Below are 26140 nucleotides of genomic sequence, written 5' to 3' on the forward strand. Positions count from 1 at the left end.
GACAGCCCTGATTTATTTTAACTAAATTAAAGCATTCCCAGCTCAAATTTAGCTTCCTCACTCATCATATCTTTATGCCAGCTTGGTTCGAAAGTAAGCTCCAGATCGACACTTTTTACATTTTCAACTTCAGCTACTTTATCTTTTACCTCTTGTGGAAGCGTTTCTGCAACAGGGCAGTTTGGAGTCGTGAGTGTCATGATGATTTTAACGTCTGCATCATCGGAAATCTGAACATCATACACAAGTCCAAGCTCGTAGATATCTACCGGAATTTCAGGGTCATATACGGTTTTTAAGACTTTGATGATCTCTTCACCAATGTCAGCAATCTGATCGTCTGTAAATTTCATTTTTTAATCTAAATTGATGTACCTTTTCAATAAATCTTCCTGACGCATTCGCCGGAAAATGTTTGCCAAAGTTAAGACATCTTTTTCACAATAGTCAACTATTCTTTGCAAGTCTTTCTCTATGTAGTAGATTGATGAAACCATTGAGCCGTCAATATCATCTTTCGGGGTGGGAATTCCGAAAAGATGGGCCAGGAGTTCCAATGAAACAAAGCTTTTATAATCACCGAATTTCCAGAGTTCCATCGTATCAATATGAGGAATTTCCCAAGGCTTTTTTCCAAACATCTGAAATGGCACCGGCGGCATTATGCCATTAATCAGAAACCTTCTTGCAATCCAGGGAAAATCAAACTCTTTACCGTTGTGAGCACACAGAATTACGTCTTTTAATCTCGGACTGTTAAAGATTTCTCCAAACTCCATGAGAATTTTTTTCTCATCGTCTCCTGCAAAGCTTTTGATTTTTAGCGTATCATTTTTTTCCAGCATTCCGATGGTAATGCAGATGATTTTTCCGAATTCGGCCATAACTCCCGCTCTTTCGGAATAAAATTCACCGGCGGAAATTTCATCTTTTCTCTGAAATTTTGTTTTTTTATCCCAAAGCATCTGCTCTGCTTCAGACAATTCTTCCCATGCTCCAGACCTTGGAACGGTTTCAATATCAATAAATAAGATTCTTTCTAGAGGGATGTGTTGTATCATTTGTTTTTATTTTATCCTGCCTGCATTCCGTTTTTCACCGGCAATGAAGGAGTCAGAAGGGTTACGTCTTTTTTTATCCTCACCGTACAATCCTAAAACCAGGCATTCGCTAAAGAAATTGGCGATCTGCTTTTTCGGAAAATTAACAACAGCAAGGATCTGCATGCCTATTAATTCTTCTTTCTGATATAAAGAGGTTATCTGTGCAGAGGATTTCTTTATGCCTAAATCTCCAAAATCTATTTCTAACTGATAAGAGGGATTTCTGGCCTTTTCAAAATCATTCGCTGAAATAATCGTTCCGCATCTGATATCAATTTTTTCAAAATCTTCCCATGAGATTTCAGGTTTTACTGTCATGATGATGAATTATCTAGTTTGCTCTGTTATGATTTAAAATTTATGCTTTAACAAAAGTATTAAAATAATGAAAGTTAAATAATTTTTAAAATATAAATTTTTACCATTAAAAATCAGGTGATTATGAATTTTTTAAGAATTTCTGTCAATTTTCATGCAAGATTTCTCAAAATCAGGATTTATATAATGAGTACTCAAGGATAATGTTTAATGTTAAAATTTAAAGTAATGAAGAAAAAGACAGTACTTAATTTCCTGATCGTTGCTGCGATCGCCATATTAGGATTCTCTTTAACATCCTGTATGAATGACAACTACGAGCCTGTACCAGTAAAGCTGAATGATATCAACGGGAATTACAGGGCAAGATTAGTAACCTCCCAAGGAGGAATGTTTAATGAGAAAATTATTGATTTTACAGCTAAAGACAGCATTATCACATTCGGAAACTTTCCGATGAAAGAGATTGTAAGAAGCATTGTAAATGATCCTGTGAAAGCAGATACCGTTTTGGCACATTTAGGAAAAATTGAATATAAACTGAATTTTAAATCCAAATTAAATCCGGAACAGAATGTCGTAGAGCTTACTTTTGAACCGAAAATCCTTAGTTTTCAAATGACGCTGGACGGAGTGACAAAGAATGTCTCTGTGCTTATGGCGGCCAAGCAAAAAGGTTTTTTTGTAGGATACGACTGGTCTATGAGATTTGCTTGGGAAGCAGAAAAAATAACCGTTGAAGGAGTTGATCTGACCCCTTATCAGAGCATAAAGTATGAAATTCCCATTAGTATTAAAAATTAGGCAACGGTTATTGGCAAGATAGGCAGGCTTCAATTTGGAGCAGCCTATCTTTGCATTATGTTAAGTAAGTGGTGGTCCGTGAGGATGCCATAAATCCAATGAAAGAAAGTAACGAACAGATTCTGGTTAGCCGCCTTTTACAAAAGGAAGAAGCGGCCTGGAAAGAGCTTTTTGAAGTTCATTCAGGCAGTCTGGCCTATGTTTGTTCGAGATATATCATTGACAGGGACAGTGTGAATGATGTTTTACAAAACAGCTTTATACAAATGTTCCGTTCGATAGATTCTTTTGAATTCAGAGGAAACGGTTCTTTAAAAGCCTGGATCACCAGGATTGTAGTCAATGAATCTTTAAAGCATATAAAACAAAATGTGGATTTTAAGATAATCGCTGATGATTCGGAAATTCCTGATATCCAACATGAAGAAGAGCCAGATCTTGAAGAAATATCGCAGCAGGAAATTATGAATATGATCCATACGCTTCCCGACGGCTACAGAACGGTTTTCAACCTGTTTGTTTTCGAAGAGAAAAGTCATAGAGAAATAGCGGAAATACTGGGAATTGCAGAAAATTCATCGGCATCGCAGTTTCACAGGGCAAAATCAATGCTTGCCCGGAAAATAAAAGAACATAAAATATCTAAAACAGCGCAATATGAGTAATGAATGGTTAAATGATCTGCGCAGAAAAATGGAAGATCACACAGAAGATGTTCCTGATGGATTGTGGAAAAATATCAGTGAAGAATTATTTGTAAAGGACGAAGACAAGGCAATGCCGGGCTTTGTACCGAATGATCTTAAGGCGCAGAAGGCTGTTATTCCATTTAATCATTTATCCTTGTGGTACCGTATTGGCGGTGCTGCGGCGGTTATTGTCATGTTCTTGATTCTGGGTAAGCTGTTTGATTTTAATATTAACAGACAAGACAAGGAATTAAAAAAAGAATATAAAATCACCGGAAGGAATTTTCAGGACCGTACGATAGTAAAACCTACGCAGAATGTTATTTCTTCCAGGCAAATTGTTAAAATACAGCAGTTCGATTTTGATAAAAGAATGGCATTGCACTTATTTAAAGATTATAATAAAATTCCTATAAACAGCATTAATCCTGCAATACCAAACCAAGATAATATTTATGAAAATAGTTCTAATCAGAGTTTAACAAAATCGGAAGATGTGATTTCGACTGAAAATAATTCTGACAATGAAGAGGTTGGAACCAGCATTCTCATGACAAAAGAAGAAAGAGAATGGAAAGAAAAGTTTGAAAAAGATAAAAAAACAAAGCTGGCACTAAACAAAACTAAACAAAACTGGATGCTTGGTTTTGCTACAGGTAATGCATCTTCAAATGCTACCGATCAGTTCCCCGGGTATGCCACTTTGAACGGAACAACGCCCAGCCTCCCTGAAATCTGGGGGCTGGAAACAGGCGAAGATCCTTTGATGACAATTCTTCTGGCCAATCAGGATAAAAAAGTGGATGCAACCATCAGGCACAAAACCCCGGTTACTTTCGGTGCTTCCGTGTACAAGAATTTAGGAAAAAGATGGAGCATCGGAACAGGCATCAATTATACAAAGCTTTCTGCAGAGCTGACTTCCGGCAGTCAGTCTGATTTTATCAGCAGTGAACAGAATATTCATTATGTAGGTATTCCGGTTCAGGTGAATTATAATGTGGTAAAGAAAGGAGCTTTTACAGGTTACATTACGGGAGGAGGTTCCGTAGAAAAGGCCGTTTCCGGAGATATCAGGACAAAATATATCGTAGACGGAACAATAAAAGAGGAAACAAAAGAGGAAATCCATGAAAAACCTGTTCAGGTATCTGTAAATACAGCTGTAGGCGTTCAGTTTAAAGTGGTAAAATATATAGGAATTTATGCCGAGCCGGGACTGGGATATCATTTTAAAGATAACAGTTCGCTGAAAACCATTTATAAAGAAAAACCTTTGAATTTTAATGTAAAGTTCGGGATCAGGATATTACTTGATTAGTCGCAGATAATAATGACAAAATAATTTTATATGAAAACAAAACTGATTTTTTTAAGCCTTTTATTTTTAAGTTTTTTAAACATAAAAGCACAATGTACCCCGGAAATTACAAGCCCACGACTGGGAACCATGTTTCCTGATAAGGTTGTTTTCTGTAATACGGAATCAGAAACGCTTTCCACAACTCAGACTTATGCAACCTACCAATGGTATAAGCAGGAATGGGATTGGCAGACTCCAAATACCAATCCATGGGTGACCATTCCCGGAGCAACATCGCAGACCTTAACGATCAACGGGACCGATGATATGCTGTATTATTTTAAAGTTGAAGTGACGCAGACCGACTGTACCGCGGAAAGTACGCCTATTCTTGCAGATGGCTATGCTTATGGCCTTCCGTTCATGATGGTCGATTTGCAGCCGGGAACTTTTGAAGAAATTGCTCCGGGAGAATATAATGTTTGCGAAGGAGCTTCCGTACAGTTTAATGACGGATTTCCACAGCTTTACGGAACTCACACCTGGTTCAGCTGTCTTCCGGGAAGTAATCCGCCTTCTTCTTCAGAGCCTTGTATTATTCCGGGGGAAACAGGAGATTCTTATACCGCTACAACTTCAGGAACTTTCGGATTTTATGCCTGTACGGAATATTGCCCTGATCAGTGTGAAATGCTGTCAGAATTTGCTTTTACAAAGTTAAATTTCGGAAACTGGGACTTTTGTGGAAGCCTTGGAACAGGAGAAACAAAACCTAAAGAAAATAACCTCAGCGTTTATCCGAATCCTGCATCACAGGTCATTTACATCGGAAAAGAATCTGATAAGAAATACACAGAAGTATCCATCATTGATATGTCCGGAAAGCTGATTCAACAAAAAAAGGATCACAGATTCTCTGAAGCTATTGATGTAAGCTCTTTAGTTCCGGGAACCTATATTATCGTCTCTAAATCTGAGAACGGAAAAGTATTTAAAAATAAATTTATTAAGAAATAGATCTAAGTGATAGTTTGAATTCATTTGATGAAAGGCTCCTGATTAATTTCCGGAGCCTTTTTAATTTACATTACATTTTCATCTGAGGATGATTATAAAATTTATTATTTTTGCATCAAAACACAGACAATGTTGATAAAAATTTATGGAAGTGCCATTCATGGCGTTTCGGCACAGACGATCACGATTGAAGTAAATGTAGATACCGGTGGTGTCGGATATCATCTCGTTGGTCTTCCGGATAATGCCATTAAAGAAAGCAGCTACAGGATTTCCGCCGCTCTGAAAAATGTAGGATTTAAAATTCCCGGAAAAAAGATCACGATCAATATGGCACCTGCTGATCTCCGTAAAGAAGGCGCTGCCTACGATCTGAGTATCGCCATTGGAATTCTTGCGGCATCCGACCAGATTCTTGCCGAAAACATTCAGGATTACATCATTATGGGAGAGCTTTCTCTTGACGGAACACTACAACCGGTGCGCGGTGTCTTACCAATCGCCATACAAGCCCGTGAAGAAGGCTTTAAAGGAATAATTCTTCCGAAACAAAATACCCGGGAAGCCGCTATCGTAAGTAATCTTGAAGTCTTCGCTGCAGAAAATATCAGAGAAGTTATCGATTTTTTTAACGAAGGAAAACCACTCCAGAAAGTAGAAGTAGACACCAGAAAAGAATTTCAGGAGAAAATAAATGATTTCCCTTTTGATTTTTCCGAAGTTAAAGGACAGGAAACCGCAAAACGGGCCATGGAAGTTGCTGCGGCCGGCGGACATAATATTATTTTAATAGGACCACCCGGAAGCGGAAAGACAATGCTCGCCAAAAGGGTTCCCAGTATTTTACCTCCGTTAAGTTTAAAAGAAGCTTTGGAAACAACAAAAATACATTCCGTTGCCGGTAAGATGGGAACGGAAACTTCCTTAATGACGGTTCGCCCCTTTCGCGCGCCGCATCATACAATTTCTGACGTTGCGCTGGTTGGTGGCGGAGGTTATCCACAACCCGGAGAGATTTCTCTTGCTCACAATGGCGTGCTGTTTCTTGATGAAATGCCGGAATTCAAAAGAACAGTACTCGAAGTGATGAGGCAACCGTTGGAAGACCGCGAAGTAACGATTTCGAGGGCAAGATTTACCGTTAATTATCCCGCAAGTTTTATGCTTGTTGCCTCCATGAACCCAAGTCCCAGCGGTTTCTTTCCTGATGATCCTAATAACACCTCAACGACCTATGAAATGCAGCGGTATATGAGCAAGCTTTCCGGGCCGCTTCTGGATAGGATAGACATTCATATTGAAGTACAGAAAGTAGAATTTGAGCAGTTGGCAGAACGGAGAAAAGGTGAAAAAAGCGAAGACATCAGAAAGCGTGTCCTGATCGCGCGTGAAATTCAGAGAGAGCGATATAAAGATTTGAAAATAAGCTACAACGCTCAAATCGGACCAAGAGAAATTGAAAAATACTGTGAACTTGACGAAAGCTCATTCAGCCTGATAAAAACCGCAATGGAAAAACTGAACCTTTCAGCAAGAGCCTACGATCGTATCCTGAAAGTAGCCCGAACGATTGCCGATCTGGAAGAATCTGAAAACATCCTTTCGTATCACGTTTCGGAAGCGATACAATACAGAAGTCTTGATCGGGAATTTTGGAATGGTTGATGTGTTAATAATAAAAGTTTTATTTAAAAATAGCTGAATAATTGATGAGATAAATATGTGAAATCATTTGTAAAATATTTTATAAGCTTGGATCAATGATATTATTTAAAATATTGATAATATAAACTTTTTTTTTAATTATGCAAATCATGTACGTTGATAACTTTTTGTTTATTAATTATTAACCTACGATGTCTTTAAATAAAGGCATTAAACAATTAAAATCTATTCTACGAAGATATTTTAGACTTGAAAATATTTGTTACAGATGACAACAATAATATATTTTGTTCTATATTTGTCTCATCAAAAAAGACATTTCAAATTGAAATTTTATTTTGATAAAAAAACCTCCTGTGATGAGGAGGCTTTTTTTTAGAACGTACTCTTATTGATTCTTTTTGAAGAACGGCAAAACCGCATGATAAAAATTCAGAAGAGCCGCTATAAGTTCTAAAAACTTAATAAGATATTCCATAAAGGAAAAAATTATAAACTCGAGTTGCCCCTCGAGTTTATTGTTTTTCAAAGGTATTAAAGACTTTTTGTATTAGAAAATTAGCAATACATAAAGTTTTCCACATTTACATGTAAACCGCTTAAATAAAGGACTTCGCATAAATTAGCATTAATCTTAAGATTTATAGCTTATATTTATTAAACAAAATGTAAAAAACCTTTTATAAAAATGGTTGTACAGTTAAACACGTGTTGATTTTTATAAATTATATTAAAATATTAAATAACAAAGCTGTTTACGAAATCAGAATATCCACTTTACTGATAGTAAAAAATTCATATTTATAATTATTACTTAATATCATTTCTAATTCCTGTGTAAATTCCTGCTGCTAATAATTTCAAAGATGGATGATAATGCTAAAAAAGGATTATAAGGGCACATTTCTGGATTTCTAAATATTTTTCAAAAGATACCAGATTTTCTTAGTCAGAATTTGTCAAAAATATCTTATCAATAAGCTGTTGAGCTATATAAATTTTCTAAACCCCCTTCTTCCCATCCAGAATCATCTGTACCATTTTGACCTTGCGGTTTTCTCGCGTTTCAGGCTTTTTAGCTTCATTAATCCATCGGATATATTCTTTCTGGTGCGTGTAGCTCATCTTGTCGAACAATGCTTTTGATTCAGGATTTTCATTGAAAATGATAAGAATATCATTCGCAATTTCTACCGTCCTTTCTTCTTTGTCTTCAATGAGACTGACCGAAACTTCATCACCGAAAGTCTTCCCCAGCTCTTTTCTTATTTCTTGGGTTAAACCTAAAAGATGACCATCAGATTTCATTTTAGCCAGGCTTCCGCGATATTCTACTTTATCGTCAAAGATTGCCTTGACTTTTACCTGTCCTTTTTTGTTGAACAATTCTTCCGTAGAAAAAGGAAATTCCACAAAGGCCGCGTTCAGATTACCGCTTTGTTTAATGACTGCTTTAAATTGTATGCCATCAGTTTTCATTTATTATTCGAATTTTGTTGCTAATATATTCAATCAAAAATAAAAAAAAGCCGCGGAAGAAAACTTTCGCGGCTTTAAATATATCGGTTAAGATTATTTCTTCTTTCCTTTGGCAGAAGTTGCTTTAGGCATTTTTGTTTTGGTATCTGCAGGCGTGTTTTCGTCTCTTACCAATTGTAATTCGTCGATCAGCCTTCTTGCACCGGCGTATTTGTCGATCGTCCAAAGAACAAAACGAACGTCTACGTTGATGGTTTTCTGCCATTCAGGTTCGAAAACGATGTCACCGCTTAAGGCTTCGCTGTTTCCATCGAATGCGATACCGATAAGGTTTCCGTCTCCGTCGATTACCGGTGAACCTGAGTTACCTCCTGTAATATCGTTGTTAGAAAGGAAGTTAACCGGCATATATCCTTTAGCATCAGCATACTGACCGAAATCTTTAAGGTTATAAAGGTCAATCACTCTTTGCGGAAGATCAAATTCTTCATCACCTTTCTTGTATTTTCCAACAAGACCGGTCATATCCGTATAATAGTTATCCGTAACACCGAAATAGTTTCTGTCTTCTCTGATTGGCAATTTATCTACTGTTCCGTACGTCAATCTCATCGTAGAGTTGGCATCCGGATAGAATTTTTTCTCAGGCATCGCCTTCATTAATCCTGCTAAGAATAATCTGTTGTTTTTAGCAAAATTATCATCAATCTTCACGAATCTTTCTGCTGAAACCTTTTGATCAGCCACAATTCCGTTGGCAATTTTCCAAAGCGGATCGGCATCCAGTTTCAGTTTGTCAGGGTTTAATACAAAGTTCGTTGCTGAAGTTTTATTGGCAAATATGGAAGAATACGCCACATTGGAAAGGTTTTTAGCATCAAGACCCATGATCGTTTCTGAAGCAACATCCTTGTTGACTCTTGTCTGATAAAGATTGACCATAAAGTTCATCATTTCACCTTCAAGCTTGGTGTTGATGTTTTCGTAAGCTGTTTTTAAAGCCGCATCTACTTTTGGCTTCATCGCAAGTCTTCCTTTCATATCCTGATCTGCGTATGCTTTAAGAACACTTCCAACCTGTAAGGCTAAAGTGAAATATTTAGCATTTCTTGAAAGCTGAGACATATACATTCTTTCAACATTTCTGTCTGATGTCTGCTTATAATAAATCCCGATATCTTCTAAAACCGTTTCATACTGAACGATATTTTCCGGTTGCACAGCCCATGTCTTGAATTTTTCTTCAACTTTCTGCTTGTCTGTAATCGTTCCGTTTTTAATGACGGCATCGATAGTACCCTGTCTGTTTTTCCAGTAGTTGGCTACCGAAGCATATTGTGAAGCATAGTTCAGCTGAGTTCCTTTATCCTTGTCCATGTACTTTTTCATAACATCCATGGCAAGTTTGGAAGCTTCAACCCAAGCCGGGTAATCTTTGTTGACCATCTGCTGAATTCCGTAAGAAGTAAGGTAGCGGTTTGTTCTTCCCGGATATCCTAAGATCATTGAGAAATCTCCCGGCTTCACACCTTTAAGGGAAACAGGTAAGAAATGTTTAGGTTTTAGCGGAACATTGCTTGGAGAATATTCAGCCGGATTTCCTGCTTCATCAGCATACACTCTGAAAACAGTGAAATCTGCCGTATGTCTTGGCCATTCCCAGTTGTCGGTATCACCCCCGAATTTTCCTAATGCGGATGGCGGAGCACCAACCAGTCTGATATCTTTATAATCCTGGTAAACAAAATAATAAAATTCATTTCCGTTGAAAAAATCTCTTACGACTACTGTATATTTTCCGTTTTCAGAATTTTCAGACTGGATCGCTTTTGTTTCAGCATCGATCACTGCTTTTCTTTCTGCAGCGGACATATTGTTGTTTAATTTTGAATTGATTCTCTGTGTAGCATCATCCATTCTTACCAAAAATCTCACATAAAGATCTTTAGCATTGAATTCGTCTTTCTGCTTCATTGCCCAGAATCCGTTCTTTAAATAATCTTTTTCCGGAGTAGAAGCTGCTGCTACCGCACCGTAACCGCAATGGTGATTGGTGAAGATAAGGCCCTGTCCCGAAACAATTTCCCCGGTACAGAATCCTCCGAAGCTTACGATCGCGTCTTTTAAGCTCGAATTATTCACGGAGTAAATTTCTTCCGGTGTAAGATGCAAACCTTCTTTTTGCATATCGACACCATTGAGTCTTTTAACAAGCATTAACAACCACATTCCTTCGTCTGCCCTCATTTGAGCAAAACTTAAAAGGAAAGTGAATAGTAGAAGTATTCTTTTCATTTTATAAAATAATTTTTGTGTCGCTAATTTACTAATTTTTACCATATTCTGGCCCCGGAATGGTATGAAATTGGATTTCAGTGTGCTATGAAAACAATATTTGTTTCGGTTTTGTCCGTTTTATTTTCAGGAATATTGATAAATTGCACTTCTGCAAGTACCCATATTTCAAAACACGCAGATCTCAATTCCGGGATTCAACGCGAGTGGATGCTTACTTCTTTTGCAGGGTATTCCAAATCTGATCTTATTAGAAATAATGCCAATATTAACCTTACCGAAAAAGCAGAACAAGAAAAGGTCAAAGGAACCGCCTTTGCAGGCTGCAATAATATGTTCTTTACGGCCGAATTTAAAAATGACGGAAAAGTGAAAATTTCAGAGATCGGCTCTACGCTGAAAGCCTGCCAGGATATGAAGCTGGAAAATGATTTCTCGAAGGAACTCAGAAATGTAACCCGATATTCTGTGAAAGGCCATTTTTTAACCCTTACAGATGACCAGGGACACAAGATGGAATTTATAGCCGCAGACTGGGATTAAATAAAACAAAAAGCTGTCCGAAAAGTTTGGATAGTCTCTTTATTAAGGCTTTTTTTCCCGTTTTTTTAGTAATAATTTTACAGCATATTGCGTGGCATCATCATTTTAATTTGCTCCGAAGGAGCAATATCTGTGTAGATCAATATCAGCATCTTGTAATACCAGAACTCCGGAGGAGTTCAATATTTTGCGACAGTTTTCATTTAGTTAGCACACCTCCGGAGTGCTTGCGATATTGTATTGTTTTTTCTGCTACACAGATATTGCTCCTCCGGAGCATAAAAATTACACGTTCATTTTCGGTGGCGAAAGAAAAGAGTACTTCTCGATACGATTTTTTTCAAAAATCTACTCGAATGGACGGAGATGAATCAAATGCAGAACGCGTATATTAATTGTGTTTTTTAGTTTTTTTCCTGAAATGGCTTTTAAGATAATTGGTTCCATATTAGAAGGAAGGTCGGCAGATTTTATCTCATACTTTTTGATTTTCATTTCTTTGAACCAGTTTTCCCAGTATTCTTTGATAATAGCTTCCTCGAAAGGATTCCCTTTTTCCGGATTGATTCCCAGGACGATCACTTCAAGATTGCTGAGGTTGTCATTGGCTTTTACAAAACCATATTCATTCTTTTCAATTAAATTTTTAAAATCTGAACTGGTGAGATTGTTCGCCCTAATTAATTTACTCGTCAGATAAGATGTTTTATTTCCTTCTGCAAACTTCGTGTTGTCATGGTACATATAGCCATCCGTGAGAATAAAAAGAATATTTCTTTTGTCTTCTTTAATGCAATAGTCTTTCACTTTATTTTTAAAAAACTCCCAGATATCGGATCCTACGTAATTACCGTCTTTTATGGCTGACTGGTAAATATTTAAAGGCAATTCGGAATACTTTTTATCAACCAGACCAAAGTAGCTTTTCTGGGTGTTTTTATCGAATGAAACTTTCAGTTCTTTCGTAAAGTCATTGATTTTCGGATTGGAAGGTTCCGGATTAAAAAACACCTGCATCTGATCGTCGTACGTGATGATTTTCTTTGATTTGATATGATTTAGAAATCCTTTTTCGATGGCTTTGATGTATTCCACATCTCTTTGGAAATACTGCATCGTGGGATTGGGGTTGGTTGCTGGATCTATCCGGTCTGACAAATCGATGAGAATGCTGACATTGATGTTGTTGAGATCAGGGACTATTACCACAGAATCTTTTTTTGGGTTCATCTTCTTTATTGCTTTCTTTACAACATGATACCAGAGAAATAATCATGAACAGATAAAATATTTTTTTCATAAGATTGATTTTATAAAGCTGATAAATACACTAAATTCTGATTATCCGAATTAGCTCCAACGGTTTCGAGATTGGTAGTATAAGTCTCAATACAGCTGTCGATCATCGTCTGCTTTTCTGTTTTGGAAACCGCAATTTTTTCCCCGATAAACGTGATCCAGCCCTGAACATATTCCGAAGCATACAGCTTATAATCTTTGGTCGGAATAATCACACCGTCTATAATGTTTTGAAGCTCTTCGATTCTTCCGCGTGTTTTGATGATCAACTCTTTAATGTTTCCGATACCGGCGGTAATCTCTTCAATTTCATGTTTTAAAGCAGTAATTTTTTCTGAAAGGGAAAGAACTTTTTTCTGCCTGATTTCCTGTTCGCTTCTTATTCTGTCTTTTTCACGATGTTCTTTCATGACAAAGTCGAAAACCAGTCCCCAGATAATATAAACAATAAATCCCGCGAAAATAATTCCCCAAAACTGAATTTTAGTAAATGCTATTTTAAGGTCAAACGGAGGAGAATCAAAGGTTTTATTTAATTCATATAGTTTTGACTCGATCTCATACGCTAAAATAGAATCGAAAACAAAAGTTACCAGAAACAGCAAACCCAATTTAATGTAATTAACTTTCGTTTTATTTTCCCCAAACATATGAATCAGAAAACCTAAGCCCAGAAATACAAAAGGGATCAAAGTCACGAAAGCCACTTCGATAAAGCCGTCATTCCATGCTTTCATCCATGCATTGGCATCCAGAACACTCTGTATGACGGTGCTTCTTGCATCAAAGCTTTTAAAGAAAGCAGAATAGGAAGTGGAAATGTAAAAGGTAGCTAAATATAACGTGATGGGAATCAGAAGAATCAGCCCGATCCAGAATTTTGCAGAAGCTCCTTTGGTGGCTTTTACATTATATTTTTCGGGGTTTCTGGGCAGATCAAGAATCTCCGCTTTTAAATTGTCAATACTATTCTGATGATTTTCAATTTCCCTGTTTTTGGTTTTCAGCTGCTCTTCCTTCGTTTCCTGAGAAACTGTTAAAGCTTTGATTTCAGTTTCCCTGTTTTTCTGTTCATTGATGTAAGATTCTTTCAGCTTCTGCTGTTTTTCAACCATTTCTTTCTCCTCATTCTGGAATTTGGAATAAACGGCATCCAGGCATATCGATAAGGTAGAATGATTGCCGCTGGTACGCGAGCTGTCTCTGTATCCTGATTCGTGATACGTTCTTTTCCGGCTCTCTTCAGAAGATTCTTCGGAGGTATTGGTTTCGGTTTTGGGAAGCGGTTCTTCCTGTTTTTCTATCGGAACAGATTTTAGTTTAAATAAATTTTTTATGCTGGTGGTATCCATGGCAGGTTAGTTTTTTAGTTCATATAAAATTTCACTTTTGTTCTTTCCTATTTTTACGGCTTCGATGAGATAATCGACAATAGCCGTTACATTTTCTTCCAGAAATCCGAACATCAGCACGTATTTCTGCATGGCAGAATATTCGTTGGGAGAAACGACTCCGTCTGCCCAGATCATTACCGTGAGATCGTACAGATAATCTACTTTTTCCTCGATTGTTTTGGGAACGATTGATTTTAAATTGATCGGGTTTAAAAGAATTTCGTCCAGGTTTTTGGAGGAAATACCTCTTTCTTCGGCACATCGGTACAGCATTTTCAGTTCCAGGGCGCTGAAGTCGTCATCACAAATGGCCATTTGGTATAATCTTAGAAAATGGGCTTTAAGATTTTCCGTTATCTGATTGTTGTCCATAAGATTGGTTTTCTTTTGGTTTTTTAGGGTTAATAATTTTGTCCCGCGAAGGAAGTCTGAGGTTTGTTGCCTGATCTGTTGTTTCTTCGGTAATGATTTTTTCTTTTATCAGCGCCAGCCTATCCACGAAAGTGATCAGCAGAAATAGTATTCCCGTAATCGTATCGATAGGAATCCAAAGGCTTTTCCGGAACAAATAAATAGGAAAAACAGGATTGAAAAGGATAAGAATAACAAGAAAGATTATACTGAAATAATGTTGCTTAGCGCTTAAGGTAATGTATAACACCAGTAACGCCGCTACAGAAACAAGAATTCTGAGGAAAGTATAATATTCTATGGGAAGCCTGAAAATACCGATGAAACAACATAGCGCACAGAAGGTGAGAAAGAATTTAAAAGGGTTCATTCTAATCTTTTTTTGGCTTCAATCTGTTCTTCGTACCAATATTTCTGTGTACTGAAATCTAATGGCCAATCTCTCTCTGCCTGCTTCTTAATGGAATTATCATCAATGGTTCGCATGTAATCATATGCTTCAATTTGCTCATTAATCCAATATTCCTGTGTTGAATAATCATTTGGCCAATCTTCTTTTGCTTTTTCTTTTAACTTTATAATGATAGCTTCCTTTTTGGGGGTCAATATTTTCCACCTTTACTTCCTGTGGATGCACATCAGAAGATTCTAAACTTGTGTAATTTGGTACTTTGCTTTTTTTATCATCAATACTTCCAAAGGCAATGAAAATAAAGAATAAAAATAAGACTGCTGAAATTGCGTGTTTAATGTGTTTCATAATTTTGTTTTGTTAAAATTTATTATTATTGTCTGACAAAAAGGAATCAGTATTCCTACAAAATAAAAGGTCAAATCTGTAAGGTCAAAAGTTCCCGGAAGAATTTTAAGTAGTTGAAAAAATTCAGATAAAACAGCTGTCGTAGGAATACTTAGAATCCAAAAAACATTTTGTTTTGTAATGGTTTTCTTCCATATTTCTAATAATATAGCTGTGTAAGAATAGATCCATAATCCGTCTGGCAAACTGTATTTAAACCAATCTGGCAAAATATAAAGAGTGCTTATCTTTTGTAAATTAGTAATGATATCGGAAAGGTTCAGATACTCGACCCAACGAAACATGATCAGTCTTTCCGTTCTGAAAATAAGATAAATAAGGCCTCCTAAAAATAATAGAAAAAAGTGATGCGCTTATTCTTAATACACGAATAATCATTTTACATCCTTATAATAAACATATCCTTTCTTTCCACTCGGTTTCACCTGAACTTTATACCATAGACCTTCTTTTGAAAGCTGAATCAATTTGGTGTTTTTAGTAACGGTGGTTATTATGTTAGATTTTGATGACCGTTTTTCATAGATATTGACCGTTCCGATTCCGGCGAGATAACTGTTGTTGGAATTGACATTGACATTCAGTTCAACTTTCGGAGTCTTGCCTGAATTATTTTTTGAAGAAGTATAGGAACTTGAAGTTTTGTCCTTTTTAGGCTTTCTTTTTTTATAGGAACTACCGGAAGATGAACTTCTGCCAGAAGAACTTCCACTGCACACGCCGCACGTTCCTCCGCTACCGCAGTGTCCGCATCGGGAGCAGGTTGTGCATGCCGAACAATTGGCAGAACCGGTACATCTTCCGTCGTGCCAAATATTGTCATTGGCTTTCATGCAGGAATGTAAAAGGAATACGCTGAAAGTAAGTATGATGAAGGGTATTAGTTTTTTCATGGTTGTTAATTATAATTTTCCAACGTCTGGTGCAATTGGTTTCTGTAATGATAGATCTCATCGAGATTATTTAACAAAATCTTTTCTCCGGCATCTTTACCATTGTGAAAAAGCTCGAGGTATTTGTTGTTTGTATTAAAATGCAGCCTGCAAAGCGGTTTCCGGTTGTTGTCATCCAGTAAAATCCCGAAATAGGATAAAGTATCTCTATAAGCAATTCTCGGAGCAGGAACTTTCTCCCGCAAAATGGCTTTTACAATCTGAAATCCTTCCAACTCTTCTTCGGTGGTGACGATTTTAGATTCGTTGTTATCGTCGATGGGCTGTGCATTTTTTACATCCTCTTCTCTTTTTTCGATCTGTTCGTTGATGCTCAATGCCGATTTCAACCGGAAGCTGATCGATTCATTAATAGAAGTCGTGAGTGCTTTTTTTGTATATTCCTTAAAAGAAACCATTCTGTTGGCAGTCAGATGCTTTTCAAAAAAGCGGTTGACCAGAAGTTTTACCAGTTCATCGGAAGGGTTTTCAATTTCCTTTTCAAATTCTTTCCGGATGGCTTTGATGTATTTTAGCGCTTCCGCAGAGTCTAAGATACTTTCCAGGTTGTAATCTTTCTTGGTAAAGTTTTCCAGGATTTTGATCGAACTGTCTTTTAAGTCTTCAATATTAATCGTGAAAAAGGGCTTTTCATCCATAATATTGGGCTTTTCAAGATCTGTGTAGAAGTTATAAATAATCCCGTTCGTCAACACGCCAAATCTCGTTTTGGAAACATGATAATACCGGTGAAGCTGCGAATTGTGGGCATCGGCACTTTCTTTCCAGTGTTTGCATTCAATGATGAAAATAGGTTCATCATTATTTCTGATCACATAGTCTACCTTCTCCCCTTTTTTGGTTCCGATATCACAGACGTGTTCGGGAACCACTTCTGTCGGATTAAAAATATCATAGCCTAAAATCTGTATAAAAGGCATGACAAAAGCATTTTTTGTAGCCTCTTCGGTGCCGATCTGATCTTTCAGTCCGATAACTTTCTGGTGAAGCTGCTCAAGTTTAATTTTAAGATCCATAGAATTAGTATTAAAGGGTTTCATCTACAATTTCTGCAGTTGGCGCATTGGATTTTACAGAAGCGATTCCGTTTTCCATTCCTGATTTCGAGGAATATAGCTGGCTTTTTCCTATGATTTCACCGTTCCTGGCCTTCAGGACGAAATAGTCTTTGTCATTCACTGCTACTCTTCTGTCATATCTGGAATCGTCCTGAGAATTTACTTTCACCGATTCGATTCCTTTGTAACAAGAAGCTTTTTGAATATAACCTTCGCTGGTTAAAATAATTTCTCCGTTTCCTGATTTCAGGTTAAACTGATACTCTTTGTTTACTCTTTGACTGATTGTAAATTTTCCCATAATTGATTTTTAATTAATAATCCAAAATTATGAGCATTAGATCCGGAATCCTTACGGTTTTCCGTAAATGGTAAAAAATAAACCTCCCGGATTATTCCGAAAGGTTTTTTAAACTGCTTTTTGACTGTAATTTACAAGATGCCGATATCCTTGCATATGACAATCAGTTCAATATTGTTTTTGGCGCCAAGACTGTCGCGAAGGTCATTTAATCTTTTTTCGATGGAGCTTTTGCTGTCCGGAGTGATGCCGTTCTTTTTTAAAATGTTCCTCAATCTCGCTTTGCTTCCAGCCTTTGGAAAGAAGTTCAAGCAAAAGGATATCGTAATCTTTAAATTCAAGAGACGTATTGCGGATAGAGTTTAAAATCTCCTGCGGAATCACCGTTTCTCCGTTAAAAACTTTTTTTATTGTATTCTTCAGCTCTTTCCCATCATTTCTCGCTTTGGCTACAAAACCGTTGATCTGATAAACTTTATAAAGATCATCAATGACTTTAGGTTTTTTCTCTATAGAAAAGGCGATAACTTTTAAATTCGACTGAATCTTCCGTGCTTCATGAATTAATTCCTGACCGGATTTTATTTTTTGATGGATATGATCCTTATCAAATGAGAGATCAGTGATGAGAAGATCATAAGGATTATTCTCAGTAAATGCAGTCTGAATGAGTTTTAGTGCATCATCGCAATAACTTACGAAATCAGAATTTTTAATGTTCAATTCCGCGAGAGTATTGACGATCCCGGAATTTCTGATCTCATGGTCCTCGGCTATTAGTGCTTTTTTTAAACATAATTTAGTGTATTGGAATAGTTATTTGAATTATTAATCCGCCTGAAGGATTTTTTTCAAAAGTAATATCTCCGCCGATGGATTCAATACGGTTTTCCGTATTATGAATTCCTGCGCCTTTACGCTGATTCAGATGATCAATTCCAACACCGTTATCCGTGTATTTTATTTTTAAATGGGTATTATCTTTTTCAAATTTAAGAGATGCCAGCTTTGCGTTGCTGTGCTTTTTCATATTCACAAGAACTTCACGCAGGATATAATAAAGTTCCAGCTGAATATGGTAAGAGACGTTTTCCCAGATATTCTCATTATATCCAACCGTCAAAACCTTTTGCTCTGCGGAAGAATAAGACGAAATCATTTTAACAAAACGTGACGAAAAATCTTCCTCAATGATCGTTTCATGAGAAATATCCCTGGACTCTTCATACATCTTTTCAATATTATTAAGGATTCTGGTTTTATCCATTTCCGGATTATTCTGTACGTCCACCATCATGTGATAAAGCCCGTTCGCCACTACATCATGAACTTTCTTAGACATTTTGAGCTGTGTGTTTTTTACTTCGAGTTCTTTTTCTTGCTGGAGGCGTATTTTTCGTCTCCTGTAGAGAAAAATACCAAATATTAAAGCTAACCCTAAAGCTGCAATACCAAAATTTCGCTGTGATACTTCTACTTCTTTTTCCTCTTTTTCTTTCTTTATCTTATCAACATCAAATCTTATTATAGCAAATTTTCTCTGATCCTTATTTCTAACAATTTGTAGGCTATCAGTCATCGAATTGAACTTTTGAAAGTTTTCTAAATAATTTTTAGGATCTAAAATAATAATTCTTTTTAATGCCAATATTTTATCGCTAGGACTTTCATTATTGGTTGCTGCCTCAAGCATCTTTCTTGCAAATTGCAGAGAAAGATCCTTATCTTTATTTAAATAATAAGTTGATAATGTTTCAAAACTTGAATTTTGGCCGGAACCATCTTTCTTTATTTTTCTAATTTCTAGTGCTTTATTTAATTCCGGTATAGGGTTATAATTTGCATCAATAAGATATTTTGCCTTAGCAATATTGTTTAATGCTTTAGAGTAATTAATACTATCTTTTACATGAATGGCTTTTTCTAAATAGGTTATTGCAAGATGAGGTTTTCCTACATTAATTAGCAAATCACCAATATTATTATAGCAGACAGATCTGTCTTCATTATTATCAACATATTTTAAAGCTTGGAGATAAAAATTATATGCATTTTCAAAGTTTTTTAGATAATTTGATGCAATAGCCATATTGTTATAACTTTTACCAAGTAAAACTCTAACCAAGCTGTCCGATTCTTTTTTAAGATATTTATTCGCCTGAAGCGAAGATTCAATACCTCCTAAAAATTCGCCTCTGTCGGTTTGAATTATTGCCATATTTATTAATGATTTGGCTACGCCTATCGAATCATTAATTTCAATAAGATCATTTTTGGCTAAGTTGTAATAATAGAATGCTGAATCGTATGTTTTTGATTCTCTACATATAAATGCTTTATGAAAATTAGCATTATCATCAGTACTAATATTTTCTTTTTTACAAGAAAATATTAGTAATAGTAAAATAAATAGAATTGGTATTTTCATGATGTTTAGTTTAATGCAAAGTAACAAAAAAGGACAGATAATACTATCTGCCCTTCTGAAAATTTATGGATTTGTAAATGGAGGAGGTAATTGTCCTGTGTTTCCTCCTACCGGCTCGCCATCTCCACCGGTTCCCGTTCCCGGATCCACTCCAGTTCCCGGATCCGTTCCGCCTCCCGGTGCTAATTGTGTCGTTACCTGTCCGTTGTTATTGTTATTGCATGTTGATGTATGGGCATTATTGTGTCCGAATGCTAAACTGAATAGCATTAATATAAATTGAATCATCTTGTCAAAAAATTTAATTGTTAAAGCATTCGTGTTCTTCCCTGCGAAACCGATCGCAGGCGGTGCTACACGTTAAAAAATTTCGAAGCGCTTCTTAAATTTTTTGGGAAGTGAACCTTCAAAAACGGAAGAGAAACATCTGCTTCCCAACCCGGAGTTTTCTTCCGTTTTATCTGGTGATTTTTGAAATCAGGTTTTTGTATTTCTTATTTTATTTTTTATCCCTGATTTCTTTTACAAATATCTGACGGAAACAAGCCTTTTTCCTAGACAGACGCAGGACAAACAAAAGGCACTAAATCATTGGTTTTTACGGAAATCCGTAACGAGACTGTCCAAGTTTTGTCTAACTTAGGCAGCATCTTAACCCCTTTATTGAAATTTATGTTTGAAAAGAGAAAATTGCTGGTAAAAACAGCATATGAAAAAGCAAAAAAAGAACTTAACCGAACAAGGATTAGTGATGTTTCTATTATGACTTTTTTGAGTTTAGAACTGGAAGCAAAATTTGGTTCATCTAGGGATGTAAGAACTTTTGTGAGATATCATAAAAGATTAGTGAAAGAAAATAAGGATTATGATATTGATGAAATTACTTTAGATCAGTTAAGCTGGTATGTCGGCTACAACAATTTTCAGCATTTCTGCGATAACTATTCTTTTGAAAAAGATAAAGGTGACACCAAAATACAACTGAAAATTGACAACGATGAAGATTCAATTTCAGAAAAGCTTTCTAAGATAATTATCAACATTACGAATACACCTATTTTTAATGTCCCTCAAATGGCAAAAAACGGAGTTGGAATTGGAATGCTGATTCTTGTTTTGTTTGCCGGTTTATCATATGGAAATAGAGATGATGAAAGTGAAAACAGATGCATGTATTGGGATGGAAATGAGTATAAACTCACCAGTTGTAATGATAAAAACCCTAAACATCAACTGCTACCCGTTGATACAGTTAAACTGAAATACTTTAAAAAGATTACAAAGCCGGACACGCTGACTGTTGACAATGCACTGGGAAATACTTATTATTCAAAATATGATAATGAAGTAGAGTTTTTTACTATGGATGGAATTAATCCGAACAATGGTAAAAGCCTGAGAGATGCCACAAAATATATGCTCACTACTTACGCCGGAAACTAATGAAGAATAAATACTCTTTAACTATTATTTAAAACTCAATTAAAACCTTTTCTGAAATATTCCTTTACCTTCGTCTTTTTTTTAAGATGAATAAAGGAATATTCTCATTTTTAATCTTTGCCTGTACGCTGCTTTCGGCGCAGCAGAAGCCGGTGCAGATTGCTTTTCTGTCGGATGTGCATTTTCAGGATCTGTACGGAAGCTTTTCGGATAATGATTTTAAAGGAATTATCAATCCGCGGACAGGTAAAGAAACGATTCTCAGGACCATGGATGCACAGCTGCATTCTACCAGGATCTTTAATGAAAACTATTTTGCCCTACTGAAAGCTTTAGATGATATTGCTAAAAAGGGTATTAAAATCGTCGCCATGCCCGGTGACTTTTCAGATGACGGACAGGCGTATAACCTCCGAGGGTTACACAGAATCCTGGAGCAGTACCATCAGAAATACGGCATCGAATTTTATATGACAACCGGAAATCATGATCCGGTAGGGCCATTCCGGCAGGATGCAGGGAAAGACGATTTTCTCGGGCAGGACGGCTACCCTATCGGAATTTACAGCAAAGAAGGGGTAAAGAAAAGCGGTAACAGCATCATTACCAAAGACATCGCAGAATCAGGATATCTCGAAATTCTGAATGAGCTGAAAGACTTCGGCTTTTATCCCAAAAAGCAAGATCTTTTCTGGAGCACGCCATTCACGCAGTATTCCCCTAAAGACTACTCCTACGAAAAAGCATTGCAGGGCGCAGATTACACCCAAAGAATGTACAATGTCTCCGAAGGTTTTCCGGTTCCCGATCTCAGCTATGTCGCAGAACCTGTACAAGGGGTTTGGTTAATGGCCATCGACGGCAACACCTACATTCCTAAAAACACCAAAGAAAATCCTACCAATGCCGAGAATTACACAGGTGCCGGCATCGGATACAATAATGTGCTCACCCACAAAAAACATCTTATTGAATGGGTAAAAAAGACCATGGAAGAAGCACGCAAGAACGGCAAAACAGTGATTGCATTCACCCACTATCCGATGATTGACTTCAACGACGGAGCAACAAAAGAGATCAAAGATCTGCTGGGAGAAAAGAAATGGCAGATGGAAAGAGTGCCTGAAGAACAGGTCGCACAGGCTTTTGCGGAGGCCGGTCTGCAGATCCATTTCGCAGGACATATGCATATCAACGACACAGGAATAAGAAAAATTAATGGCAGAATGCTGGTAAATATTCAGGTTCCATCGCTCGCCGCTTATATTCCGGCTTATAAAGTGCTTACGATACAGTCTCCTGATAAGATGGAGGTACGGACAGAAGTATTAAATGATGTTCCCCAATTTAATGAACTGTTCCCGCTGTATGAAAAAGAATATGAAGTTTTACAGAAAGACCGCAAAAAGACCGTCTGGAATAAGGATATCCTGAAATCGGCATCCTATCACGATTTTATGTTGTTTCACCTGAAAGAACTGGTAAGATTGAGAATGATTCCCGGCGACTGGCCAAAAGATTTTATTGAAAAGACGAAAGAGTTCACCGGTGAAGACCTATTGCTGTTAGTACAAACCAACAAACAGCTGCAGGAAACAAGAATACATAAGGAAGCTTTTAAGAAATGGAAAATGGAAGATTTGATCTTCGATCTGTACAAGTTTCAGTCGGCTGATGAGCTTGCTAAAAAAGATATTCCCGGCGAAAGACTTCAGCAGTACATGATGCTAGAAAAGCTCTTCAGTAAATATGAGGGTGATGATCCTATGATCCTGAATCTAAAAAGTGTTTTTAAAGTACTATCCCTCCTTTATACAGGAGATCCGGCAGATCATTTTGAGATCGATCTGAAAACAAGTTCCGTTAACAGGCTTTAACCGTATAATCTGTCATTCATAAATGAAGCTTCTACACTTCATCATACAAAAATGTATCTTGTTGTATAGGAGTATAAAAAAAAGTAGTCTATCGTAGACTACTTTTCTCAGCTACAAATGTAAACAAATTCTTTTTACTTCCAAACACAACAAATTGTTTTCTAATTTCTTAGTTTTGTTTATCATAAAGTCTTTAAAGAAAAATATGGCGCAAAACAGGCTGAATTCTGCCCCTCGTTTTTCACCTGTTTTTTAAGAAGTTTTGCAATGGTGAGCCTTGTATGTAAGAAAGTAGTCTACGATAGACTACTTTCTTACAAAACATGAGACTACAAATGACACTTCCCTCTAAAGCCCTCTCCCTCCAACGCTTTTGCGTGGTATTACTGTGCCTTTTTGTGGTCATCGTTTCATCATTATTGAGCGCTCAAACCTTTATATCCCCTGATTCTGTAGTCTTTGTATCCGAAGACTCGTATTTGTATGCAGATTCTCCAATATATATTTCCAGTCAAAACCTGAGAAAAGCATCTTTTAAGAAGTGGTCCGGGGTTTTGATCAAAACATCTTGTTCCAAAGTTTCCCATAAGAAGTTCACAAATACTCCAACAGAAAATACTTGCTATAAAAATGGTCCAATAGGCAAACATAGTCTTGGACTCCTTTTCAATTCATCTTCAATAGCTGTTATCGGAGCTTCTTCTCCGGTAAAGTTTCAGCATAAAATAATACCATCATCTTTTCTTCTATCTGTAAGAGCAAGAAGGGATGAGGAAAAACATGTTTATAACACGTTCTACCCTTTTCAGTTAAAACATATCACCATCAATCATTTCGGGCGTCCTCCGCCCAATTTTAAACACGGATAACACTAATGTTTTATCACAAATAACATAAACTGTTGAACGCCAATAAAAACAAATGCTTTAGCAAAGGAGATTATCCACTCTGTTTGTCATCCCGTAGGGATCTCAGCAAAGAATTCCACATAATATTTGTGAAATTAGTGTTCAACCATTAGTGCCATTCGTGTTTCGTCAATTCGAGTGTTTTTTCGTAACAAGGTGAAGAAAAAATATATCGAGAATGAATTTATCCTCAAACAAACTTCTCGATACGATTTCTTCAAAATCTACTGCCTGTAGAAGCCATCATTGTGTCGGAGTGTTTGAGAGTGGGAGCGTTTTAGGGTCGGAGTGGAATATGGGATGGTTTGAGAGGGGAAATAGTGGCTTCGGCTCCGCTCAGCCACCAAGACTCTCCCACACTCAAACTCTAAAACTCTCCAACTCTAAAAGCTCTGCGAGCTCCTATAAGTGCAACGCCTTTGTGAAACTAAAAAACGCATCATAGATAAAAAAATCTTAGCGCACTTCGTGTTCAAATAACAAAGTCATCAAAACATAAACAAACATAAATACAAAACAATGAAACATTTAATTACAACAGCTGTTCTGCTTTTCAGCATCACAGCATTCGCTCAAGTGGGGATTAACAACACTTCTCCCAAAGCCACTCTAGACATTACTCCTAAAACCACTGACGGCAGCAAGCCGGAAGGACTTCTTATTCCTCAACTGGATGGCAATGCGCTCAAGACAGCAGCATACGGAACAGCCCAAAAAGGAGTGATTGTTTATGCCAAATCGGCAGCAAGTCCCACAGATACCAAAACAGTAAACATTACCGCTGAAGGTTATTACTATTTCGACGGTAGCGCATGGCAGAAAATGAACGGTGCAGCAGCCGGGGATACTACCAACGATGCCTGGATCAATGACACCACCAACGGTATGGTAAAGTTGGGAACGAAAGCAGATGGTACAGCCAGAGCCGCAGGGACGGATTTTGTATCCAAAGATAATGGCCAGATCGGAATTGGAACAAGCAGCCCGGATGCCAGTGCAGCTTTAGAAGTTGCTTCTACCAACAAAGGAATGCTTATTCCCAGAGTTGCTTTAACAGGTTCTACAGACCAAACGACGATAGCTTCTCCTGCTAATGGTTTGATGGTTTACAATATGGGAACCGGTGGATTAACCTTTAAAGGATTCGTATTCTGGAATGGGACTGAATGGAGATCGGTGAATAATAATCCTACGATAGCTCCTGCTATTGTATCTCTTAATTGTACCGATTCTTCTACTTTTCCGGCAACCTTTACTTCCGGCACGGCTTATAATGGAACTCTCACTGTTCCTTACACCGGAGGTAACGGAGGAAGCTATTCTTCCGGGACGTCATTCTCCCAGAATGGACTGACATTTACACTAAATCCTGGAACGCTAAATTATGGAAATGGCTCCATATCTTATTCTATATCCGGAACACCCAACTTTACCTCTCCCAATACCATTTCAGTTCCGCTAAGCTTTCTGGGTCAGAGCTGTAGTGCTACTGTTGGAGAAAATATAAGTGTAAATCCGATTCAATATTTAAAGAAAGTAATCAGCCCTATTCCTACAACAACAGATGCTGCTGTTCAGAATGCGACCAAGACGACTTTTGGAAATCTATCAGTGAGATATGGAGGTTTAGTTGCTAATGTAAGGGATACTAATAATTCAATTCAGTTAAGCCCAGCTGTTACAACGCAAATGACTATCTGGGCTGAACTGACAGGGGGAGGGACACCAACAACAACAGCAACAACTCAAACTCAAATTACTGTAAATGCTAATAATTGGACTGGCTGGAATAAATCTTTTAATCCACTTGTGAGGGATCAGGGAAGAATGATAGTTGCCCTTCATGCTACAGGAGAAATATATCGTATTACTATGCTATCTAATGATAATATGACAAGTCCGACAGTAGCCAGTAATCTTACCTTCTTTATCGAGAAATTATAATAACAACAAATTAATAACTCCTAACAAGGTTGTCAATCCTGTTAGGGTTTATCATAATAAATTTAACAACCATTTAAAATAAACAACA

25 protein-coding genes and 1 pseudogene are annotated in these 26140 nt (G+C 37.0%); 10 read left to right on the forward strand and 16 right to left on the reverse strand.

Going from position 1 to position 26140, the window contains the following annotated elements:
- Positions 1–26: 26 nt before the first annotated feature.
- The 3 genes and pseudogenes from AAHI02_RS12835 to AAHI02_RS12845 form a co-directional block, all read right to left on the reverse strand.
- Entirely contained in the window at positions 27–353 is a 327-nt protein-coding gene (locus AAHI02_RS12835; protein ID WP_042722805.1) for an SUF system Fe-S cluster assembly protein, read from the reverse strand.
- A 3-nt stretch (positions 354–356) separates the two neighbouring features.
- Positions 357–1061, reverse strand: a complete 705-nt coding sequence (locus tag AAHI02_RS12840) for a 3'-5' exonuclease (RefSeq protein WP_346983574.1) — start codon at positions 1059–1061, stop codon at positions 357–359.
- 11 nt (positions 1062–1072) lie between these two features.
- Positions 1073–1421, reverse strand: a pseudogene (locus tag AAHI02_RS12845) (tRNA-binding protein).
- Positions 1422–1649: 228 nt separating this feature from the next.
- On the opposite strand from AAHI02_RS12845, the gene AAHI02_RS12850 reads away from it, so the two are divergent.
- From AAHI02_RS12850 to AAHI02_RS12870, 5 genes are all read left to right on the forward strand, one after another.
- Positions 1650–2225 (forward strand): DUF4840 domain-containing protein, encoded by a 576-nt coding sequence (locus AAHI02_RS12850; protein ID WP_346983575.1) that lies wholly within the window; start codon positions 1650–1652, stop codon positions 2223–2225.
- A gap of 98 nt (positions 2226–2323) precedes the next feature.
- A complete protein-coding gene (locus tag AAHI02_RS12855; RefSeq protein ID WP_346983576.1) occupies positions 2324–2890 on the forward strand; it encodes an RNA polymerase sigma factor in 567 nt (188 codons plus the stop codon).
- Positions 2883–4235, forward strand: a complete 1353-nt coding sequence (locus tag AAHI02_RS12860; RefSeq protein WP_346983577.1) for an outer membrane beta-barrel protein — start codon at positions 2883–2885, stop codon at positions 4233–4235. Before AAHI02_RS12855 ends, AAHI02_RS12860 begins: the two co-directional genes overlap by 8 nt.
- Before the next feature lie 30 nt (positions 4236–4265).
- A complete protein-coding gene (locus AAHI02_RS12865) occupies positions 4266–5234 on the forward strand; it encodes a T9SS type A sorting domain-containing protein (RefSeq protein ID WP_346983578.1) in 969 nt (322 codons plus the stop codon).
- A gap of 129 nt (positions 5235–5363) precedes the next feature.
- The gene (locus tag AAHI02_RS12870) at positions 5364–6899 is read left to right on the forward strand and encodes a YifB family Mg chelatase-like AAA ATPase (RefSeq protein ID WP_346983579.1); all 1536 of its coding nucleotides are present in this window, start codon (positions 5364–5366) and stop codon (positions 6897–6899) included.
- 1002 nt (positions 6900–7901) lie between these two features.
- Here AAHI02_RS12870 and AAHI02_RS12875 read toward each other — a convergent pair.
- Both AAHI02_RS12875 and AAHI02_RS12880 read right to left on the reverse strand, forming a co-directional pair.
- The gene (locus AAHI02_RS12875) at positions 7902–8378 is read right to left on the reverse strand and encodes a YdeI/OmpD-associated family protein (RefSeq protein ID WP_346983580.1); all 477 of its coding nucleotides are present in this window, start codon (positions 8376–8378) and stop codon (positions 7902–7904) included.
- 93 nt (positions 8379–8471) lie between these two features.
- Positions 8472–10673 (reverse strand): S46 family peptidase, encoded by a 2202-nt coding sequence (locus AAHI02_RS12880; RefSeq protein WP_346983581.1) that lies wholly within the window; start codon positions 10671–10673, stop codon positions 8472–8474.
- Positions 10674–10760: 87 nt separating this feature from the next.
- Here AAHI02_RS12880 and AAHI02_RS12885 point away from each other — a divergent pair, with 87 nt between their 5' ends.
- Entirely contained in the window at positions 10761–11216 is a 456-nt protein-coding gene (locus tag AAHI02_RS12885; RefSeq protein WP_346983582.1) for an META domain-containing protein, read from the forward strand.
- A 348-nt stretch (positions 11217–11564) separates the two neighbouring features.
- Here AAHI02_RS12885 and AAHI02_RS12890 read toward each other — a convergent pair whose 3' ends face one another.
- The 11 genes from AAHI02_RS12890 to AAHI02_RS12940 form a co-directional block, all read right to left on the reverse strand.
- Positions 11565–12446: a hypothetical protein gene (locus AAHI02_RS12890; protein WP_346983583.1), complete on the reverse strand. Its 882-nt coding sequence runs from the start codon at positions 12444–12446 to the stop codon at positions 11565–11567.
- A gap of 80 nt (positions 12447–12526) precedes the next feature.
- Positions 12527–13867 carry a beta-carotene 15,15'-monooxygenase gene (locus AAHI02_RS12895; RefSeq protein WP_346983584.1) on the reverse strand — a complete coding sequence of 447 codons (1341 nt, stop codon included), beginning with the start codon at positions 13865–13867 and terminating at the stop codon, positions 12527–12529.
- A gap of 6 nt (positions 13868–13873) precedes the next feature.
- Positions 13874–14281: a hypothetical protein gene (locus AAHI02_RS12900; protein ID WP_346983585.1), complete on the reverse strand. Its 408-nt coding sequence runs from the start codon at positions 14279–14281 to the stop codon at positions 13874–13876.
- Complete coding sequence (locus tag AAHI02_RS12905) at positions 14250–14690, reverse strand: DUF6804 family protein (RefSeq protein WP_346983586.1); 441 nt, start codon at positions 14688–14690, stop codon at positions 14250–14252. Before AAHI02_RS12905 ends, AAHI02_RS12900 begins: the two co-directional genes overlap by 32 nt.
- A complete protein-coding gene (locus tag AAHI02_RS12910; protein ID WP_346983587.1) occupies positions 14687–14926 on the reverse strand; it encodes a hypothetical protein in 240 nt (79 codons plus the stop codon). Before AAHI02_RS12910 ends, AAHI02_RS12905 begins: the two co-directional genes overlap by 4 nt.
- A 588-nt stretch (positions 14927–15514) precedes the next feature.
- On the reverse strand, positions 15515–16033 hold the full coding sequence (locus AAHI02_RS12915) for an SH3 domain-containing protein (RefSeq protein WP_346983588.1): 519 nt from the start codon (positions 16031–16033) through the stop codon (positions 15515–15517).
- Positions 16034–16038: 5 nt separating this feature from the next.
- Positions 16039–17109 carry a type I restriction endonuclease gene (locus tag AAHI02_RS12920; protein WP_346983589.1) on the reverse strand — a complete coding sequence of 357 codons (1071 nt, stop codon included), beginning with the start codon at positions 17107–17109 and terminating at the stop codon, positions 16039–16041.
- A 10-nt stretch (positions 17110–17119) separates the two neighbouring features.
- Positions 17120–17452, reverse strand: a complete 333-nt coding sequence (locus tag AAHI02_RS12925) for a YegP family protein (protein WP_346983590.1) — start codon at positions 17450–17452, stop codon at positions 17120–17122.
- A gap of 204 nt (positions 17453–17656) precedes the next feature.
- The gene (locus tag AAHI02_RS12930) at positions 17657–18175 is read right to left on the reverse strand and encodes a DNA-binding response regulator (protein WP_346983591.1); all 519 of its coding nucleotides are present in this window, start codon (positions 18173–18175) and stop codon (positions 17657–17659) included.
- A gap of 76 nt (positions 18176–18251) precedes the next feature.
- Entirely contained in the window at positions 18252–19880 is a 1629-nt protein-coding gene (locus tag AAHI02_RS12935; protein WP_346983592.1) for an ATP-binding protein, read from the reverse strand.
- Positions 19881–19943: 63 nt separating this feature from the next.
- The gene (locus tag AAHI02_RS12940) at positions 19944–20150 is read right to left on the reverse strand and encodes a hypothetical protein (protein WP_346983593.1); all 207 of its coding nucleotides are present in this window, start codon (positions 20148–20150) and stop codon (positions 19944–19946) included.
- A gap of 402 nt (positions 20151–20552) precedes the next feature.
- On the opposite strand from AAHI02_RS12940, the gene AAHI02_RS12945 reads away from it, so the two are divergent.
- The 4 genes from AAHI02_RS12945 to AAHI02_RS12960 all read left to right on the forward strand — a co-directional run bounded on the left by AAHI02_RS12945 (position 20553) and on the right by AAHI02_RS12960 (position 26052).
- Positions 20553–21323 (forward strand): hypothetical protein, encoded by a 771-nt coding sequence (locus AAHI02_RS12945; protein WP_346983594.1) that lies wholly within the window; start codon positions 20553–20555, stop codon positions 21321–21323.
- Between the two features lie 86 nt (positions 21324–21409).
- The gene (locus AAHI02_RS12950) at positions 21410–23200 is read left to right on the forward strand and encodes a metallophosphoesterase (protein WP_346983595.1); all 1791 of its coding nucleotides are present in this window, start codon (positions 21410–21412) and stop codon (positions 23198–23200) included.
- A 335-nt stretch (positions 23201–23535) separates the two neighbouring features.
- Positions 23536–24069 carry a hypothetical protein gene (locus AAHI02_RS12955; RefSeq protein WP_346983596.1) on the forward strand — a complete coding sequence of 178 codons (534 nt, stop codon included), beginning with the start codon at positions 23536–23538 and terminating at the stop codon, positions 24067–24069.
- Positions 24070–24627: 558 nt separating this feature from the next.
- Complete coding sequence (locus AAHI02_RS12960) at positions 24628–26052, forward strand: hypothetical protein (RefSeq protein WP_346983597.1); 1425 nt, start codon at positions 24628–24630, stop codon at positions 26050–26052.
- Positions 26053–26140 lie beyond the last annotated feature (88 nt).

Source organism: Chryseobacterium sp. POE27 (assembly GCF_039727685.1).
Classification (GTDB): domain Bacteria; phylum Bacteroidota; class Bacteroidia; order Flavobacteriales; family Weeksellaceae; genus Chryseobacterium.

Coding starts and splice junctions, on each gene's coding strand:
- AAHI02_RS12835 (WP_042722805.1), bottom strand. CDS start 353: ATGAAATTTACAGACGATCAGATTGCTGACATTGGTGAAGAGATCATC.
- AAHI02_RS12840 (WP_346983574.1), bottom strand. CDS start 1,061: ATGATACAACACATCCCTCTAGAAAGAATCTTATTTATTGATATTGAA.
- AAHI02_RS12850 (WP_346983575.1), top strand. CDS start 1,650: ATGAAGAAAAAGACAGTACTTAATTTCCTGATCGTTGCTGCGATCGCC.
- AAHI02_RS12855 (WP_346983576.1), top strand. CDS start 2,324: ATGAAAGAAAGTAACGAACAGATTCTGGTTAGCCGCCTTTTACAAAAG.
- AAHI02_RS12860 (WP_346983577.1), top strand. CDS start 2,883: ATGAGTAATGAATGGTTAAATGATCTGCGCAGAAAAATGGAAGATCAC.
- AAHI02_RS12865 (WP_346983578.1), top strand. CDS start 4,266: ATGAAAACAAAACTGATTTTTTTAAGCCTTTTATTTTTAAGTTTTTTA.
- AAHI02_RS12870 (WP_346983579.1), top strand. CDS start 5,364: ATGTTGATAAAAATTTATGGAAGTGCCATTCATGGCGTTTCGGCACAG.
- AAHI02_RS12875 (WP_346983580.1), bottom strand. CDS start 8,378: ATGAAAACTGATGGCATACAATTTAAAGCAGTCATTAAACAAAGCGGT.
- AAHI02_RS12880 (WP_346983581.1), bottom strand. CDS start 10,673: ATGAAAAGAATACTTCTACTATTCACTTTCCTTTTAAGTTTTGCTCAA.
- AAHI02_RS12885 (WP_346983582.1), top strand. CDS start 10,761: ATGAAAACAATATTTGTTTCGGTTTTGTCCGTTTTATTTTCAGGAATA.
- AAHI02_RS12890 (WP_346983583.1), bottom strand. CDS start 12,446: ATGAACCCAAAAAAAGATTCTGTGGTAATAGTCCCTGATCTCAACAAC.
- AAHI02_RS12895 (WP_346983584.1), bottom strand. CDS start 13,867: ATGGATACCACCAGCATAAAAAATTTATTTAAACTAAAATCTGTTCCG.
- AAHI02_RS12900 (WP_346983585.1), bottom strand. CDS start 14,281: ATGGACAACAATCAGATAACGGAAAATCTTAAAGCCCATTTTCTAAGA.
- AAHI02_RS12905 (WP_346983586.1), bottom strand. CDS start 14,690: ATGAACCCTTTTAAATTCTTTCTCACCTTCTGTGCGCTATGTTGTTTC.
- AAHI02_RS12915 (WP_346983588.1), bottom strand. CDS start 16,033: ATGAAAAAACTAATACCCTTCATCATACTTACTTTCAGCGTATTCCTT.
- AAHI02_RS12920 (WP_346983589.1), bottom strand. CDS start 17,109: ATGGATCTTAAAATTAAACTTGAGCAGCTTCACCAGAAAGTTATCGGA.
- AAHI02_RS12925 (WP_346983590.1), bottom strand. CDS start 17,452: ATGGGAAAATTTACAATCAGTCAAAGAGTAAACAAAGAGTATCAGTTT.
- AAHI02_RS12935 (WP_346983592.1), bottom strand. CDS start 19,880: ATGAAAATACCAATTCTATTTATTTTACTATTACTAATATTTTCTTGT.
- AAHI02_RS12940 (WP_346983593.1), bottom strand. CDS start 20,150: ATGCTATTCAGTTTAGCATTCGGACACAATAATGCCCATACATCAACA.
- AAHI02_RS12945 (WP_346983594.1), top strand. CDS start 20,553: ATGTTTGAAAAGAGAAAATTGCTGGTAAAAACAGCATATGAAAAAGCA.
- AAHI02_RS12950 (WP_346983595.1), top strand. CDS start 21,410: ATGAATAAAGGAATATTCTCATTTTTAATCTTTGCCTGTACGCTGCTT.
- AAHI02_RS12955 (WP_346983596.1), top strand. CDS start 23,536: ATGACACTTCCCTCTAAAGCCCTCTCCCTCCAACGCTTTTGCGTGGTA.
- AAHI02_RS12960 (WP_346983597.1), top strand. CDS start 24,628: ATGAAACATTTAATTACAACAGCTGTTCTGCTTTTCAGCATCACAGCA.